Annotated in this window: 14 protein-coding genes and 1 pseudogene; 9 read left to right on the top strand and 6 right to left on the bottom strand. The window is 61.2% G+C overall.

All coding sequences use genetic code 11. From position 1 onward, the window contains the following. Nucleotides 1–375 (bottom strand): c-type cytochrome, encoded by a 375-nt coding sequence (locus BM110_RS16890; RefSeq protein WP_092249302.1) that lies wholly within the window; start codon nucleotides 373–375, stop codon nucleotides 1–3. A gap of 183 nt (nucleotides 376–558) precedes the next feature. Here BM110_RS16890 and BM110_RS16885 point away from each other — a divergent pair, with 183 nt between their 5' ends. From BM110_RS16885 to BM110_RS16875, 3 genes are all read left to right on the top strand, one after another. Beyond that, entirely contained in the window at nucleotides 559–939 is a 381-nt protein-coding gene (locus BM110_RS16885) for a response regulator (protein WP_092249305.1), read from the top strand. A gap of 194 nt (nucleotides 940–1,133) precedes the next feature. Continuing rightward, nucleotides 1,134–1,748 carry a biliverdin-producing heme oxygenase gene (locus tag BM110_RS16880; RefSeq protein WP_092249308.1) on the top strand — a complete coding sequence of 205 codons (615 nt, stop codon included), beginning with the start codon at nucleotides 1,134–1,136 and terminating at the stop codon, nucleotides 1,746–1,748. After that, nucleotides 1,745–3,988: an ATP-binding protein gene (locus tag BM110_RS16875; protein WP_092249311.1), complete on the top strand. Its 2,244-nt coding sequence runs from the start codon at nucleotides 1,745–1,747 to the stop codon at nucleotides 3,986–3,988. Before BM110_RS16880 ends, BM110_RS16875 begins: the two co-directional genes overlap by 4 nt. A gap of 62 nt (nucleotides 3,989–4,050) precedes the next feature. Here the strand turns inward: BM110_RS16875 and BM110_RS16870 are convergent, their stop codons facing one another. Both BM110_RS16870 and BM110_RS16865 read right to left on the bottom strand, forming a co-directional pair. Then, the gene (locus BM110_RS16870) at nucleotides 4,051–5,370 is read right to left on the bottom strand and encodes an ATP-binding protein (RefSeq protein ID WP_093128326.1); all 1,320 of its coding nucleotides are present in this window, start codon (nucleotides 5,368–5,370) and stop codon (nucleotides 4,051–4,053) included. Continuing rightward, nucleotides 5,367–6,077, bottom strand: a complete 711-nt coding sequence (locus BM110_RS16865) for a response regulator (protein ID WP_092249316.1) — start codon at nucleotides 6,075–6,077, stop codon at nucleotides 5,367–5,369. Before BM110_RS16865 ends, BM110_RS16870 begins: the two co-directional genes overlap by 4 nt. A gap of 166 nt (nucleotides 6,078–6,243) precedes the next feature. On the opposite strand from BM110_RS16865, the gene BM110_RS16860 reads away from it, so the two are divergent. The 3 genes from BM110_RS16860 to BM110_RS16845 all read left to right on the top strand — a co-directional run bounded on the left by BM110_RS16860 (nucleotide 6,244) and on the right by BM110_RS16845 (nucleotide 10,517). Continuing rightward, on the top strand, nucleotides 6,244–7,041 hold the full coding sequence (locus tag BM110_RS16860; RefSeq protein WP_093128321.1) for an MlaA family lipoprotein: 798 nt from the start codon (nucleotides 6,244–6,246) through the stop codon (nucleotides 7,039–7,041). A 433-nt stretch (nucleotides 7,042–7,474) separates the two neighbouring features. Continuing rightward, the gene (locus BM110_RS16850; RefSeq protein WP_093513865.1) at nucleotides 7,475–9,367 is read left to right on the top strand and encodes an alkaline phosphatase D family protein; all 1,893 of its coding nucleotides are present in this window, start codon (nucleotides 7,475–7,477) and stop codon (nucleotides 9,365–9,367) included. Between the two features lie 136 nt (nucleotides 9,368–9,503). Next, nucleotides 9,504–10,517 (top strand): diguanylate cyclase domain-containing protein, encoded by a 1,014-nt coding sequence (locus BM110_RS16845; protein ID WP_256575435.1) that lies wholly within the window; start codon nucleotides 9,504–9,506, stop codon nucleotides 10,515–10,517. A gap of 11 nt (nucleotides 10,518–10,528) precedes the next feature. Here BM110_RS16845 and BM110_RS16840 read toward each other — a convergent pair whose 3' ends face one another. Continuing rightward, the gene (locus tag BM110_RS16840; RefSeq protein WP_093513864.1) at nucleotides 10,529–11,557 is read right to left on the bottom strand and encodes an amino acid ABC transporter substrate-binding protein; all 1,029 of its coding nucleotides are present in this window, start codon (nucleotides 11,555–11,557) and stop codon (nucleotides 10,529–10,531) included. Nucleotides 11,558–11,701: 144 nt separating this feature from the next. Between BM110_RS16840 and BM110_RS16835 the strand changes: the two genes are divergently transcribed. After that, nucleotides 11,702–12,601, top strand: a complete 900-nt coding sequence (locus BM110_RS16835; protein ID WP_093128311.1) for a LysR substrate-binding domain-containing protein — start codon at nucleotides 11,702–11,704, stop codon at nucleotides 12,599–12,601. A gap of 83 nt (nucleotides 12,602–12,684) precedes the next feature. Continuing rightward, nucleotides 12,685–13,932, top strand: coding sequence for a 2-aminoadipate transaminase (locus BM110_RS16830; protein WP_093513863.1), 1,248 nt, complete (start codon nucleotides 12,685–12,687; stop codon nucleotides 13,930–13,932). Here the strand turns inward: BM110_RS16830 and BM110_RS30195 are convergent. Beyond that, nucleotides 13,929–14,012, bottom strand: a pseudogene (locus BM110_RS30195) (hypothetical protein); the annotation flags it as partial. The gene BM110_RS16830 and the pseudogene BM110_RS30195 overlap by 4 nt on opposite strands. A gap of 253 nt (nucleotides 14,013–14,265) precedes the next feature. Here BM110_RS30195 and BM110_RS16825 point away from each other — a divergent pair. Continuing rightward, the gene (locus BM110_RS16825) at nucleotides 14,266–14,985 is read left to right on the top strand and encodes a hypothetical protein (RefSeq protein ID WP_093128306.1); all 720 of its coding nucleotides are present in this window, start codon (nucleotides 14,266–14,268) and stop codon (nucleotides 14,983–14,985) included. An 87-nt stretch (nucleotides 14,986–15,072) separates the two neighbouring features. On the opposite strand, the gene BM110_RS16820 is transcribed toward BM110_RS16825, so the two are convergent. Continuing rightward, a complete protein-coding gene (locus BM110_RS16820; protein ID WP_093513862.1) occupies nucleotides 15,073–16,158 on the bottom strand; it encodes a pyoverdine biosynthesis transaminase PtaA in 1,086 nt (361 codons plus the stop codon). Nucleotides 16,159–16,280 lie beyond the last annotated feature (122 nt).

The following is a 16,280-nucleotide window of genomic DNA, read 5'->3' as shown; positions in this document are numbered from 1 at the left end:
TCACTTGGGCTGGAAGGTTTCCAGATACGCCAGGATGTTTTCAATTTTCTCCTGGTCGCTGATACCCCAGAAGATCATCCGCGTACCACTCACCACCTTCTTCGGCGCCTCGATATAGGCCGCGAGCTTGTCACGGGTCCAGACCACACCGGAGTTTTTCATCGCGTCGGAATACTGATAGTCCGTGGTCGTCCCGGCGGGCCGGCCGATGATGCCGTTGAGTTGCGGGCCGAAACCGCCGCGCGCGCCTTCGCCGATGCTGTGGCAGCCGCCGCAGGTCTTGGTGAAGAGCTTGCCGCCCGCCTCGGCGTCGCCGGCCGCCAGAGCGGGGCTTGCGTTAAGGATCAGGGCGAGGGTGAAAAAGGCGTATTTCATCAAAGGCTCCACAGCCGGCAACGGTAGGCCGATTATGCCTGTATCAATTTCCCTCCGCCGCTTCTGGTAACAGCCCGGGAAGCGCTCTGAAACGACCATCCATCGCCCGGTACACATCCAATCGAACCTATTCCAACCCATCCCACTCCACCTTACTGAATCCCTGATGGTGGAGTAAGGATCATGGCTCAGCCATCGATTTTGGTGCTGGAAGACGACGAAATCATTCGGGCGTTAATGGTGGATGTACTGGAGGATTTCGGCGCGCTGGTGACGTCGTTTCCTTCGGCGGATGAGGGGATGATTTATCTTGAGCGGGCCGATGATCCGGTCGACCTGATTGTCAGCGATATCCAGATGCCGGGCCTGCTCAATGGCTATGACCTGAGCAAGGTGGTGGCCCATCGTTGGCCGACGGTGCCGGTGGTGTTGACCTCGGGGAATACCAAGTTGGCGGCGCAGTTGGGCGGCTCGGTGCGTTTTTTGCCCAAACCGTGGAGCACTGAGCATTTGATTGAGTGCGTACAAACGGCGTTGACCCAACAAGGCTTGTCAATGCACTGATAGCGTCACGACATCATTCAGATCGAACTTCATGGCGCCGTCCAGGGTCATTATGCAAGCAAGGAGCGACTTTTCTGATCCGCTGGTCAGCCTTTTCGCCTTGCGCGTACAGCTGCCCGCCATGAGTTGTGTAGAATTGTCGCCCGTTTAACGCGTCATTCATGGCCGAGAGGCCCACAGTTCGAGCTCACTGAATGCATTCACAGGCCCATGACGTTGGTGCGCCCTCTTTGCTGGAAACGTTGCGCACAGGCACGGCCCTGCTGCATGTGGCGCTGGAGAAGCGCCTGCCGTTTTTCTCTGAGCATCTGGATGCCGATTGGTATCAGCGCTTGCTTGAGGCGTACTACGGTTTTTATGGACCGATGGAAGCGGCGCTGTACGAATGTGAGTTGATCCCTGAGGGCTTCGATCAGGGGGCGCGTACGAAAACCCCGACGCTACTGCACGATCTGGATGCACTGGGCCTGAATGAACAGGCTATCGGCGCCCTGCCCCGCTGCGCCGAACTCCCGACCCTCGACACCCCCGCCGCCTGCCTCGGAGCCCTGTACGTGCTGGAAGGCGCGACCCTCGGCGGCCAAGTGCTGCGCCGGGAAATGGCCCAGCGCCTGGACGTCAACGCCGACAACGGTGGGGCGTTTCTCAATGTATACGGCGCCGAGACCGGTCGACGCTGGAAAGACTTTCTCGATTACCTGGGCCGCCTGCCGCTGGATGCCCCCGCCAAACAACGCGCGGTAGAGGCAGCCCGTTCAACATTCCGCTGCTTTGAGCAATGGCTCGACAGCCAGGAGGTACTGCTATGAAACCCGAAGATTTTGAAGAGCTGCTTGCCAACTGTGCCGACGAGCCGATTCGCTTCCCGGGGGCAATCCAGCCCCATGGCGTGCTGCTGACATTGTCCGAGCCCGAGCTGACTATCATCCAGGTCAGTGCCAACGTGGGCAGCCTGTTCGGCCATGCGCCCGAGGCGCTGCTGGGCCAGCCACTGCACACGCTGATGGGCGCCGAGCCCGCCCAGGCGGTTGCCGCCATGGCCGAAAACAACACGTTTTTTGACGCGCCACCGCTGCACGTTTCCTTTAACGGCGCAGAGTTCGAAGGCCTGCTGCACCGCCATCAGAATGTGCTGGTGCTGGAATTCGAGCCACGTCTCAAAGACTTCCGCCCACGGGCACTGAACGGGCGCACCAGTGACCTGGGCAAGATGCTGCAACGTTTGCAGTCGGCGAAAACCCTGCAAGCGCTGTACGAAATCAGCGTGACTGAAATCCAGGCCATGACCGGCTACGACCGCGTGCTGATCTACCGCTTCGAAGAGGAAGGCCACGGCCAGGTGATCGCCGAAGCGTCGGCGCCGTCCATGGAGCTGTTCAACGGGTTGTTCTTCCCCGCGTCCGACATCCCGGAGCAAGCCCGCGAGCTGTATCGCACCAACTGGCTACGCATCATCCCGAACGCGGCCTACGAGCCGGTTCCACTGTTGCCCAAGCTGCGCCCGGACACCGGCCAGCCGCTGGACCTGAGCTTTGCCACGCTGCGCAGCGTGTCGCCGATTCACTGCCAGTACATGCAGAACATGGGCGTGTTGTCGTCCATGAGCATTTCGCTGATGAAGGGCGACAAACTCTGGGGGCTGATCAGTTGCGGCAACCGCGAGCCGCTGCTGGTGCCGAACGAGCTGCGCACCACCTGCCAGACCATCGGCCAGGTGCTGTCGTTGCAGATCAGCGCCATGGAGGCCCTGGACCTGAGCCGTCAGCGCGAGGAAAAAGTCGAGGCCCTGGCGTTGCTCGACCAGGCGATGAAACGCTCGGAAGATAACGTATTCGACGGCCTGGCCCAGCAACCGCAGGTACTGATGGACCTGACCCTGTCCGGCGGCGTGGCGATCATCGAAGACAAGCAGTTGCACCGCTACGGCAACTGCCCGGAGCCGGCGCAGATCCGCGCCTTGCACAAGTGGCTGCAAGGGCGCAGCGAGCCGGTGTTTTCCAGCCATAACCTGGTGTCGGTGTACCCGCCGGCCGCCGAATTCCAGCAGGTGGCCAGTGGCGTGTTGGCCATGAGCCTGCCCAAGCCGGTGGATAACGCTGTGCTGTGGTTCCGTCCGGAAGTGAAAGAGAACATCAATTGGAGTGGCGACCCGAAAAAACCGCTGGACCTGGAAAACTCCGACGCTGGCCTGCGCCTTCGCCCACGTACCTCGTTTGAAATCTGGAAAGTGGAGATGGCCGGTATCTCCACCAAGTGGAGCCATGGCGACCACTTTGCCGCCAACGACCTGCGCCGCTCGGCCCTGGAAAACGACCTGGCGCGCCAGGTGCTGCGTGAGCAACAAGCGGTGCGTGCGCGTGATGAACTGGTGGCGGTGGTGTCCCACGACCTGCGTAACCCGATGACAGTGATCTCGATGCTGTGCGGCATGATGCAAAAGGCCTTCAGCTCCGATGGCCCACACACCTCGCGACGAATTTCCTCGGCCATCGACACCATGCAACAGGCGGCCGGGCGCATGAACGTACTGCTGGAGGATTTGCTCGACACCTCGAAAATCGAGGCCGGGCGGTATGTGGTCAAGCCGGTGGCACTCGACGTGACCCAGATCTTCGAGGAAGCCTATTCCCTGCTGGCACCGCTGGCGATGGATAAGGGCATCGACCTGTCTTTCAACGCCGAGCCGGGCCTGCAGATCAATGCCGACCCGGAGCGTCTGTTCCAGGTGCTGTCGAACCTGATCGGCAACGCGATCAAGTTCACTCCGCGCCAGGGCAACATCGGCATCAGCGCCATGAGCAATGGCGAAGAGATTGTGTTCTCTGTGCGCGACTCCGGCGAAGGCATTGCGCCGGAACAACTGCCGTACGTGTTCGATCGCTACTGGACCCAGACGGAAAACAACCCGACCGGCAGCGGGTTGGGGCTGTACATCACCCAAGGCATCGTCCAGGCCCATGGCGGCAAGATCGTTGCCGAAAGTGAAGTGGGTCGGGGAAGTGAGTTCCGGTTTACGGTGCCGAAGGTGATCGACGACTCGCATACCTGACTGAACGTCCCGACTGTGAAGGTCGAGACTTTTGTGGTGAGCGGGCTTGCCACAAGCCATGTTTAAACGGGCAACACCACCACCGCTTCCAGCCCTCCGCCCTGGCGCTCAGCCAGGGTCACGGTGCCGCCATGTTCCAGCACAATCGCCCGAGCGGTCGAGAGTCCCAAGCCGACACCGCCCGTGCTTTTGTTGCGTGAGCCTTCCAGGCGATAGAACGGCAGGAACACCTCCTCCCGATATTCGGCCGCAATGCCCGGCCCGCGATCCAGCACGCGAATCACTACCTCGTCCTGTGTGTGCTGCAACTCGATCTCCGGCGCGATGCCATAGTGGATCGCGTTGTCCACGAGGTTGGTGATCACCCGCTTGAGGCCCAGGGGCCGGCCGAAGTACACCAGGCGTGGCGGGCCGCGAAAGGTGATGTCGATCGCCTGGTCGCGGTAGTCGTCGATCAGGGTTTGCAGCAACTCGGCCAGGTCCAGTTGCGTAGCCTGCTCCAGCCGGGCGTCATCGCGGAAGAATTCCAGGGCGGTGTTGATCATGGCCTGCATTTCATCGACGTCGCGAAACAGCCGCTGCTGCTGGTCGGCATCTTCGATGAATTCCCCGCGCAGGCGCAGGCGCGTCAGCGGTGCGCGCAGGTCGTGGGAGATGGCCGCGAGCATTTGCGTGCGGTCCTGGATGAAGTGGCGTAATTGCGCCTGCATGCTGTTGAACGCAAGGATCGCCTGGCGGATTTCATGGGGCCCCACCGGCTCGATGGGCGGTGCGCGAAAGTCTGCACCAAAGCGCCGCACGCCCTGGGCAAAGTCCTGCAGCGGCCGCGCCAGTCGCCGAGTGGCCACCAGGGTGACCAGTGCGGTGGAGATCAGCACCATTAACACCACGATCACACTGCGTGCGCCCTCGTCCAGGCCCCAACTGCGGGCAGGCGCGGTAAACATCAGCCAGGACTGATCGGCCAGTTGCATCAGCAGCAGGTAGTGGCCATTGCCGTCGGGCCAGTCAGACGGTTCATAGGCTTCCATGGGACGGATCGGGCCGTCCAGCAGGTGCTCGAAGGCCTGTTCTCCCGATTGGAAATCCGGGTCATTCAGCACGGGTAGATCAAAGGCGGTTCGCTGCGCCGACCACCTCACGCTGAACGCGTCATCAGCCATGACCTCGGCCAGACGCGGTCGTTGCGCCGGCTCCGACGCTTCGATCACACGCACCACCACGGCGATCTTTTCCAGCAGCCCGGTCTCGGTGAGCGGCGGCCGTGCCCAAACCCCCGCCAGTTGCACGAACAGGGCGTTGAACGCCAATGCGGTGAACATCGCGACCAGCACCGTCAGGGCGATCCAGCGCGCCACGGTGTCGCGTGGGCGGCGACTCATGAACGGGTCACGCTGACGGTGAATTGGTAGCCGCCATTGCGCACCGTGCGGATCATCGCCGGGCGTTTGGTATCGAATTCCAGCTTGCGACGCAGGCGGCTCACTTGCACGTCGATGCTGCGGTCAAAAGCGTCGTGGCTGTGGCCTCGCGCCAGGTTCAACAACTGCTCACGGGTCAGCACGCGCTGGGGGTGTTCGGTGAACACCAGCAGCAGGTCGAACTCGCCGGACGACAACGGGATCATCACCTGGTCGGGCGAACGCAATTCGCGGCGTGTGAGGTCCAACTGCCAGCCGGCAAAGTGGATCCGGGGGCGTGCCACCTCCCCCATCGGCAGTCGCGTTTCACCCGCCCGACGCAAGACCGCGCGCACCCGCGCCAGCAATTCGCGAGCATCGAATGGTTTGCTCAAGTAGTCGTCTGCGCCCATTTCCAGGCCTACCACACGGTCGCTGAGTTCGCCCATGGCAGTGAGCATGATCACCGGCGTCGCATATTGCTGGCGCAAGCGCTGGCACAGCAGCAGGCCGTTATCACCGGGCAGCATCAGGTCGAGGATGATCAGGTCAGCCAGCTGGCGCTCCATGGCCGCCCACAACTCGGCGCCACTGGCAGCCGTCTCGATCCCATAGCCGTGTTGCAGGAAAAATTTCTTCAGCAGGGCGAGGACTTCAAGGTCATCGTCCACAATCAACAAGTTGCTCACCGACGGTCTTCACTGGGTGGGTTCGAGGCGCTATCTAAAACCATTCGGCGCGGTCCGTCATATATTTCAATCGTGCAATAAAGCGTCAACGCCGCAATAAACCAGACATCTTTGCGCAAGGTTGCACTGCCAGGATCGGCCTCCCTTTTTTGCGGAGGCTGTGCCCATGCGCTCGTTGACCTACCCCCGGCATCTGGCCCGCCAGGCCGTGCTGTTGCTGACAGTGTCTTACCTGACGGGCTGCGCAAGCCCAACCCAGGTGGCGCCACCTGCTCGCTGTGCGCAGGTGAATTACCCGGTGTATGACCCGGCCGAGCCAGTCAACCGTGGCGTGTTTGCGTTCAACCGTATTGTGGATAACTACGCCCTGGCGCCGATAGCACGTGGTTACCGTGACCTGCCGGATTTTTTCCAGCAGGGTGTGCATAACTTTGCGAGCAACTTCGGCGAGCCGGCGGTGTTTATCAACGACCTCATGCAAGGCAACCCGCGACGCTCGGTCAATACCCTGGGGCGTTTCGCCGTGAACACGACGGTGGGCGTGGTGGGGCTGTTCGATGTGTCGGACCGCCTGGGCATCTCGCGCCATACAGCCGACTTCGGCCAGACGTTCGGCGTGTGGGGGATCGGCAATGGGCCGATTGTCGAACTGCCGTTGCTGGGCACCAGCAATAGCCGGGATGCGGCGGGCAAGGTCTTGAGCTTCCTGGTTTCGCCACTGGGCGACAGCGATACCGTGCAAACCCTGGGCACCATCAGCCTGGTGGGCGGCACGGTCGATACCCGTGCATCATTGTTACCGCTCACCGACAGCCTGCAGAAACTGCCGGATTACTACAGCGCGTTGCGTAATGTAGTGGCGGAAAATCGGGCGGCTTTTGTGCGCGAGGGCCAGGCAGGCGCGACATCTCCTGCGCTGGACAGTTGTGCGAACAGCGCTTCGGATGACTTCAGAGCGCGGTAGCCAACCATGTAATCTCTTGCAGCAGTGGGTTTATAGCCTGCTCGCTATGCCGTCATTATGTTTGGCCTCACTTCGCTGCAACAGGCGAAGTCATCCTCTAAACGCTATAAGGAAACATCCATGCCAAGCGCAATCAATCACACACTGGGCAGCTTTTACCCCCCACTGCAGCAGGATGATGCAGAGCCCCAGCGCAGGAAGCGCAGCACTGACGTCACACACTCGCCACTGAGCGCCGCCGATCCTGAGAGCACGGCCGCCAGCGACCGTCGCAAAAGCGGAGGTGGGATAGACTCCCTGGGGCAGGGCAGGTTGCCCTAACCTGCATTGATTCGAAGGGCAGTGCACGGCCCTTCGTACTCCTGCTTAACAAAACCATGACATTCACTGGGCTAACCTTGCCGGTTAAACCCAGCGTGGAACCATTACCTGCATGCCGCACCTCGATACACTGCCCGCCGTATTGGCCGGCCCACTGCTGCGCCGCCTCGAACCCCGGCGCCTGGTACTGTGGCTGGTGGGCAGTCGAGCCCTGCAACTGACCCTGCAGTTGCATCTGCCCGCCCAAATCCTGGAGATCAACCTGGATCATTGCCAGGTCGTTCCGGTGGGGCGCCATGCTTTTATCCACTTGATCGATGTACCGCTGGACGATGCGTTGCCCCAGGACATAACGATCCGTTACGACCTGCTGTTCGACAACACCGGCATCGCCGACTGGGCGCCACACCTGCTGTACGCCAACGCCCAATACCCAAGCTTCGTTTTGCACAGCCGCATCCATCAGTTGGTACACGGCTCATGCCGCAAACCCCATCACAGCGCCGATGAAGGCCTGCTGTGTGTCGACCGCCTGCTGGCCGACGCCACCACTGCCGCCGAGCGTCCGGCCCTGCTGATGATGAGCGGTGACCAGGTGTACGCCGACGATGTGGCCGGGCCGATGTTGCGCGCCATACATGCATTGATCGCACGCCTGGGCCTGTTCGATGAATACCTGGAGGGCGCCGTGATCGATGACAGCGCCAGCCTCTACAGGCATCGTGCCAGCTACTACCATCGCGCCGACCTGCTGCCGGCACTGGACAGCAACGAAACCCTGCGTGAACGCTTCTTTGGCGGTGTGAAAAAGCCGATCTTCACCAGCAGCACTGCCGACAATCACTTGGTGACCTTCGCTGAAGTCATCGCGATGTACCTGCTGGTATGGTCGCCGACGCCGTGGGAACTGATCGCGCCTGAAGCGCCGCAACTGAGCACAGAAGAACAGCCGCGCTACCTCCGCGAACACGTACAACTCGAGCGATTCCGCAATGGCCTGCCAGGCGTCGCCCGGGTGTTCGCGCACCTGTCCACCTTGATGATCTTTGACGATCACGACATCACCGACGACTGGAACCTCAGCGCCCAATGGGAAGCCACCGCCTACGGCCACCCGTTCTCCAAACGCATCATCGGTAACGCTCTGCTGGCCTACCTGCTCTGCCAGGGCTGGGGCAACCAGCCGGATGCGTTCAACGAACTGGTCAGCCAAACCCAGTCGCTCACCTGCCAGCCCCAGGCCAACCACCTGCAAGCCGCCGCCCAGGATGATTTGATCCAAGCGCTGCTCAACTTCCAGCAATGGCACTACGTGCTACCCACTACCCCGGCCCTGGTGGTGCTCGACACCCGCACACGCCGGTGGCGCAGCGAGTTCACCCTCAAGCAACCGTCCGGCCTGCTGGACTGGGAGGCGCTGAGTGAGCTGCAACAGGAACTGCTCGACCATCCTTCGGCCATTATTGTTTCCCCCGCCCCCATCTTTGGCGTGAAGTTGATCGAGACGGTCCAGAAGATTTTCAGCTGGTGCGGCCACCCGTTGCTGGTGGATGCGGAAAACTGGATGGCCCACCGTGGCGCTGCCCAGGTGATCCTCAATATCTTTCGCCACTCGCGTACACCGGGTAACTACGTGATCCTTTCAGGTGACGTTCACTATTCATTCGTCTACGAAGTGCTGATCCGCCATCGCAACGCGGGCCCCAGGATCTGGCAGATCACCAGCAGTGGCATCAAGAATGAATTCCCCCCACGCCTGCTGGAATGGTTTGACCGGCTCAACCGTTGGCTCTACTCACCCCGCTCGCCCCTCAACGGGTTCACGCGCCGTCGCAGTATGCAGGTGGTGCCGCATATTCCCGAGCACGCCGAAGCCGGCGAGCGGTTGTGGAATTCGGCGGGGATCGGCCAGGTGTTTTTCAACGAGCAAGGCCAGCCTGAAACGATCTACCAGCACAACGCTGATGGGAAGGGGCGGACGGAGATGATGGCACCTGATCAATAGCCATTAGCCATCAACCTTTAGCCGTACATCTGCCCTATTCAAAGCACCCAGGCCCCGTTGTACAGTAGCGCCAGCCACGGAGTATCGGCGTCAACAACGGCAGGCCTTGAGGTCTGCTCAGGCAAGGAATGCGCACATGGTCGATAACTCCGACACCAACCCGTTGAAACAGGACTTCTCTCACTTCAACGCCGACATGCTGCACACCGTGCTGGAGTTGGTCAGCGATGGGATCTGGGACTGGAACGCCAACACCGGGTTCGTCTACCGCAACCCAGGCTGGTACGAAATGCTGGGTTATCCCCGCCACGCGCTGGAGAACAGTGTATTCACCTGGGAAAGCGTAATTCACCCGGACGACTATGCCCAAGTGATGAAGTTGTTTGACGATTACATCCACCGGCGTGCCCCTTACTACCAGGCCGAGTACCGCTGTCGCAAAAAAGACGGCAGCTACTTGTGGATCGAAGACCGTGGCTACGTGATTGCGCGTAACGCCGACGGCTCGGTCGCAAGGATGGTGGGCGCCCATCGCAACATTCATCTGCGAAAATGCTCCGTCGAACAGTTGGAAAGACGCAATCAATCCCTTGAGGCGCTGGTGGCCGAGCGCACACGCGAGCTGTCGCGGGTCAACCAGCAGTTGCAGCTACAGCTGGATGAAAACCGCTCGCTGGCCGAACGGGATGCCCTGACCCTGGTCGCCAACCGCTACCGCCTGGAGAAAGTGCTGCTGGAAGAATGCGAGCGCGCCCAACGCTTTCGCCTGCCGCTGACGCTGATCGCGATGGATATCGATGACTTCAAGCCGATCAATGACCGTTTCGGTCATGGCGTGGGCGATCAGACGCTGGTGCAGGTAGTGGAATGCCTGCAACGCTGTATTCGCCGTGGGGATCTGTTGGCCCGATGGGGCGGCGACGAGTTTGTGCTGGTCCTGCCCAAGACCTCGCTGGACAGTGCGAAGGCACTGGCAAAAAGCATCCGCCAGCAATTGAAACACAGCTCGCACGGCGGCGACTTCAGAGTCACCTTGAGCCTGGGTGTAGCCGAGCGCGAACAGGATGAGTCCCCCGCCGCGCTGATGGCGCGTGCCGACCAGGCGTTGTACCGCGCCAAAGCGGCGGGAAAAGATGGAGTATCTGAATAACAGCCCCCGTGCTATCGAACCGGCGGTGCGTACTGGATGCCGCCGTTGTTCCATAGCGCATTGAGCCCGCGCTTGATCTTCAGCACGCTGCCCTGGCCGATGTTGCGCTCGAACACCTCGCCGTAATTACCCACCTGCTTGACGATCTGCACCACCCAATCCTTGCGCAGCTTGAGGTCCTTGCCGTACTCGCCATCAGCTCCCAGCAACCGGGCAACATCCGGGTTCTTGCTGCTCTTGGCCTGCTCCTCGACGTTCTGCGAGGTGATGCCCATTTCCTCAGCATTGAGCATGGCGAACAAGGTCCACTTGACGATGCTGAACCACTCATCATCGCCTTTACGCACCAGCGGCCCCAAAGGCTCCTTGGAGATCACTTCCGGCAACACCACGAACTCGTCCGGGTGGGCCATCTTGATGCGCTGGGCGTACAGACCCGACTGGTCGGTGGTCAGCACGTCGCAGCGCCCGGCTTCCAGGCCCTTGGCGCTTTCGTCGGCGGTGTCGAAGGTGATCGGCGTGTACTTCATGCCGTGGGTGCGGAAGTAATCCGAGACGTTCAGCTCGGTGGTGGTGCCGGCCTGGATACACACGGTCGCGCCGTCCAACTGCCTGGCGCCGGTAACGCCCAGTTTGTTGTTCACCAGAAAGCCGATGCCGTCGTAGTAGGTCACGCCGGTGAACACCAGGCCCATGCCCGAATCGCGGGAGCTGGTCCAGGTGGTGTTGCGCGAGATCAGGTCGATTTCACCGGATTGCAGTGCGGTGAAGCGCTCCTTGGCGGTCAACTGGGTGAACTTCACTTTCGATGCGTCGCCGAAGACCGCCGCCGCCACCGCATGGCACACGTCCACATCGATACCGGTCATCTTGCCCGTGCTGTCCGGTACGCCAAAACCCGGCAGGCCGTCGCTGACACCGCACTGGATGAAGCCTTTCTTCTGGATGGCGTCCAGGGTCACGCCCGCCTGCGCGCTGCTCGCCAGGCCCAATGTAGCGGTGGCGCCGATCACGGCCAAGGTGGTTTTGAGTGGGTTCATGCATGGCTCTCCCTGTCATTCCTTATTATTCGGCGTCGTACAGCCCGCGCCGGTTTATAGTGCTGCCGGGCAGTATCAACGGCTTTGCGCCGCTGCCACAAACGACCTTTAGGCAAAGGCTCCTTCCGATTTGGAATGAAGTGCATGATTTCAAAACGCTTGACCCCTTCGATGACCGCCCTGCAATGCTTCGAGGCAGCCGCCCGCCACTTGAGCTTTACCCGTGCCGCCGAAGAACTGCACCTGACCCAGAGTGCGGTGAGCAAACAGGTCGCGCAGTTGGAAGAGATGCTCTGCCACAACCTGTTCGACCGGGTGCGCCAGCGTTTGTACCTGTCGCCGGCCGGGTCGCTGTACCTGGCCGAAGTGCACAAAATCCTCACACAGGTGGACATCTCCAGCCGCTACATCCTCACCTACGGCGGCGAGACCGAAGTGCTGCGCATCGCCACCCAGCCGACCTTCGGCGACCGCTGGCTGGTGCCCAAGCTCAAGGATTTTGCAGCGAAGCATCCGAACATCCACCTGGACGTGCGCAACGAGCTGGAGCCGTTCGATGTGTTGCAGGCGAAGGCAGATATCGCGTTTTTCTTCGGCCAGGGTTCATGGCCGGGAGCGACCTGCATCGAGCTGTTCCGTGAGGCGGTGGTGCCGGTGTGTGCGCCGGGTTTTGTCGCCGAAGGCAGTGATGCTTCGTCACGTCACACCCTGCTGCAATGCACCTCGCGCCCGGAGGCCTGGCATGAGTGGTTCCTGGAGCAGGGCCTGCACTCGCAGAACAGCTACCACGGGCCGCGCTTCGACACGTTCTACATGTGCATTCGTGCGGCGCAATCGGGCTATGGCGTCGCATTGGTGCCGCAGTACCTGGTGGCCGAAGAACTGGCCCAGGGCAGCCTGATGATTCCATGGGACTATGCGATGCCCAGCAGCGGCGCGCACTTTATTGCCCATGCCGAACATGCCGGCGAGATTCCCAAGGTGAAGGCTTTCCTGAACTGGATGGTCGACTATGTAGGCGCACATCGCGATTTTCAGTCATGACCCGGCGACTTTATTTCGTTTGCGACGAGGGTAGGTGCCCGGCTTAGATAAAAAGACACCCGTCACTGCCGAGTCTGCGATTCATGAGCCACGAAACCATCAGCCAGTCGATTTCCATCGTTCACCCCATCAGCCTCAGCCACGGTAAGAACGCCGAAGTCTGGGACACCACGGGCAAACGCTACATCGATTTTGTCGGCGGCATCGGTGTGCTCAACCTCGGTCATTGCCACCCGGGCGTGGTCGAGGCGATTCGTGACCAAGCCACCCGGTTGACTCACTACGCGTTCAACGCCGCCCCACACACACCCTACATCGAACTGATGGCGCGGCTGACCACATTCATCCCGGTGACCTACCCAGTCAGCGGCATGCTCACCAACAGCGGTGCGGAAGCCGCGGAAAACGCCCTGAAGATCGTACGCGGCGCCACTGGCCGCACGGCGGTGATCGCCTTCGACGGCGCCTTCCACGGCCGCACCCTGGCCACGCTCAACCTCAACGGCAAGGTAGCGCCCTACAAACAGAAGGTCGGTGTGCTGCCGGGTCCGGTGTATCACCTGCCCTACCCGAGTGCCGACAACGGCGTGAGCTGCGCCGAGGCGTTGAAGGCCATGGAACGCCTGTTCAGCGTGGAAATCGATGTCAACGATGTGGCCTGTTTCATCATCGAGCCGGTGCAGGGCGAAGGCGGTTTTCTTGCGCTGGACGTTGAGTTTGCCCAGGCGCTGCGACGCTTTTGCGATGAACACAACATCCTGCTGATTGCCGATGAAATCCAGTCAGGCTTTGGCCGTACCGGCCAGCGCTTTGCCTTTTCGCGGCTGGGTATCGAACCGGACTTGATCCTGCTCGGCAAAAGCATCGCCGGTGGAGTACCGCTGGGCGCCGTGGTCGGGCGCAAGGCGCTGATGGACAACCTGCCCAAAGGCGGTTTGGGTGGGACCTATTCCGGCAACCCCATCGCGTGTGCGGCGGCGTTGGCCACGCTGGATGCGATGACCGACGAACACCTGCACGCCTGGGGCGCACAGCAGCAACACGCCATCGTCAGCCGCTATGAAAGCTGGCGGGCGCAAGGCCTGCCGTACTTGGGCCGCCTGACCGGCGTCGGCGCCATGCGCGGCATCGAGTTGGCCAACGCCGACGGCACACCCGCGCCGCAACAGCTCGCTCAACTATTGGGCCTGGCGCGGGGCGCCGGGTTGCTGCTGATGCCCAGCGGCAAGTCGCGGCACATTATCCGTTTGCTTGCGCCGCTGACCATCGAACCCGTAGTACTGGAGGAAGGCCTGGATATCCTCGAGGCCTGCCTCAAGCAGTTGGACTAGTAGCGCGCATCCACGGGCCTGCCGCCGTTCGGCCAGTCCTTGACCGTGTCGGGGAAGTCCGGGCGCGGTTGCCCCGAGAACATCGCAATATTTCTTTAAAACCTGACCTGGAGTGGTCTCCTCGGTTCAGGTGTGCAATTGTTTTTATGCGTGATCAGGCAGATCACCAGGGCCAGCCAAGCCCCAGGCTTGTTGTCGCGAAATTCCCCAAGCAGCCACTTGATATGGATCAGCGCAACCTCAAAGGCAGTGTGCTGCCTTGACCTGACCTCCCTCCCCCCTGAAAATGCCCGACGCTTTTTTGTCCTCGTTTACTGAAGTAGTGAAATTTCAATGTCCGATTCTTACACCGAACAATCTGCCACCGAAGAATCCGTCGTCGCCTTGCACGCCAAAGCCGAATACGAAAACGCCATCAATCTTTCACAGCATCTGCCCGCCGCCAAGATCATCAGCGAGATGGTGCTGGACGCGTTCCACACCTCCAAGGAAAGCGACCAGATCCGCGAACTGCGCGTGGCCATCCGTCAGGCCCACGATGCCTTCGACGACGACAAGGCCTACGACCTGATGGGTCAGCTCAAGCAGCTCAAGGACGCCGAGGCCGCCGACAACGCTGCCCTGGAAAACTTGAGCAGCCAGTTCTCCATCAGCCGCATCCTGTCCTGCTTCAAGGACGACCCCGAGTTCCAGGAGCTGGTCTACGGCCTGGCGTTGAAAGTGCTGAACCAGAGCCACCAGGCCATCAGCAACCCGAGCGCCGGCAAGAGCAAGGCATCCCGCCCGAAGAAAGAAGCCGAAGTGTTTGTGATCAGCAAGGATGGCATCAGCGTCACCCTGCCGCTGCGCACGCCGCGCTCGAAGCTGAACATTGACCGTGAGGCGTTCGAGTTCCTGGGCTTCAGCTTTGTGGGTGAAGGGGATGAAGCGGAGCTGGAAGTCGAGAGCTTTGTGGATAACGCCGGCGCCGAACAGCCTTTGAACCGCAAGAGCGTGATTACTGCGTTGCAGCAGCAGACGGCGTTTGATGGGTACAGCATCGCGCAGCAGTAACCCTTAATCCCAGCCCTTTAATCCGCAACACTGCTGGGTACCATGTGGGAGCGAGCACGCCCGCTCTCACATGTGTTCGGCGTCGCGTCAACTGACCTGCTGCGCAAACACCTCGCGAAACCGCGCCATATCCTGCTTGTCCCCCACCGTCACCCGTACCCACTGCGGCCAGCTTTCAAACACCCGGCCGATCATCACACCTTGCGCCGCCAGCTTTTCGATCACCTGCTCCGCCGGTTGCTTCACGTCGATCATGAAGCAGTTGGCCTGTGACGCGCTGCAGGTGAAACCCCGGCCTTTCAACCACGCCACGGTCTCATCACGCAGTTGATTGTTGAGGGCTTTGCGTTGCGGCAACAGCTTCACGTCCTCCAGGCTGGCGAGGCCGCCCAGCAACGTGCTGCCCGCCGGGACGTTGTCACCGCCAAACACGGCCAGGCGTTCCAGCAGCGCCGGATGACCGACCACCAGTCCCAGGCGGGCACCGGCCATGCCGTAGATTTTCGAGAAGGTGCGCAGCACCAGCAGGTCATCGTGGTCCTTGACCCAACTGACCACGCTGGGCGTATTGGCGAAGTCGATATAGGCCTCGTCCACCACCAACACGCTGCCTTCGGGTTTGTGTGCCAAGGCCTGGCGAATGGCGTCGGTGGGCGTCACGGTGCCGGTCGGGTTGTTGGGGTTGCACAGGTAGAGCATGCCGGCCTGGGGGTCGGCAGCGAGCATGGCCGGGATGTCGTGGGCGTGGTCGGCGTTGAGGCTGACTTCCTTGACCGAGGCCTTGTTCGCCTGCGCCGCCTGGCGTGGCACTTCGTAGGATGGCGTAGCCATCACCAGACCGCGGGTCTCGCTGGTGAATGCCAGCACTGCATAGCGCAGTGCAGCCATGGAGCCGGCAAATACCGCCACCTGTTCTTCGGCAATCCCCTGCTGCTGGGCAAACAGCCCGGCCAGGGCGTACATGTGTTTGTAGGGATAACGCCCGGCTGTGGCGATTCCCTTCTGCATGGCTTCGCGGGCGACCTGAGAGGGCCCATAGGGGCTTTCGTTGTAGTTGAGCAGCACCTTGTCAGTCTTGGTCGGCGGCGGGCTGGCAACCGCCCAATCGAGGCGCCCCAGCAGAGGCAGGGCGGCGCCCAGGGCGAGAAGGGACCGACGACTTACGCTGACCATAGGGCTACTCCTTGTAGGCGGGTGATGGATTCGCACAGCACGTACTGAGGGGTATGACGATAAACGCAGCCGGGGATTTAAACCCCGTCCAAGAAAAAGCCCCGCGCTTCTCTCGAAGGCGG

It is taken from the genome of Pseudomonas sp. NFPP28 (assembly GCF_900115535.1).
GTDB lineage: Bacteria > Pseudomonadota > Gammaproteobacteria > Pseudomonadales > Pseudomonadaceae > Aquipseudomonas > Aquipseudomonas extremorientalis.
Note: the sequence above shows the minus strand (reverse complement) of the source record. Positions and strands in the feature narration are given on the sequence as shown.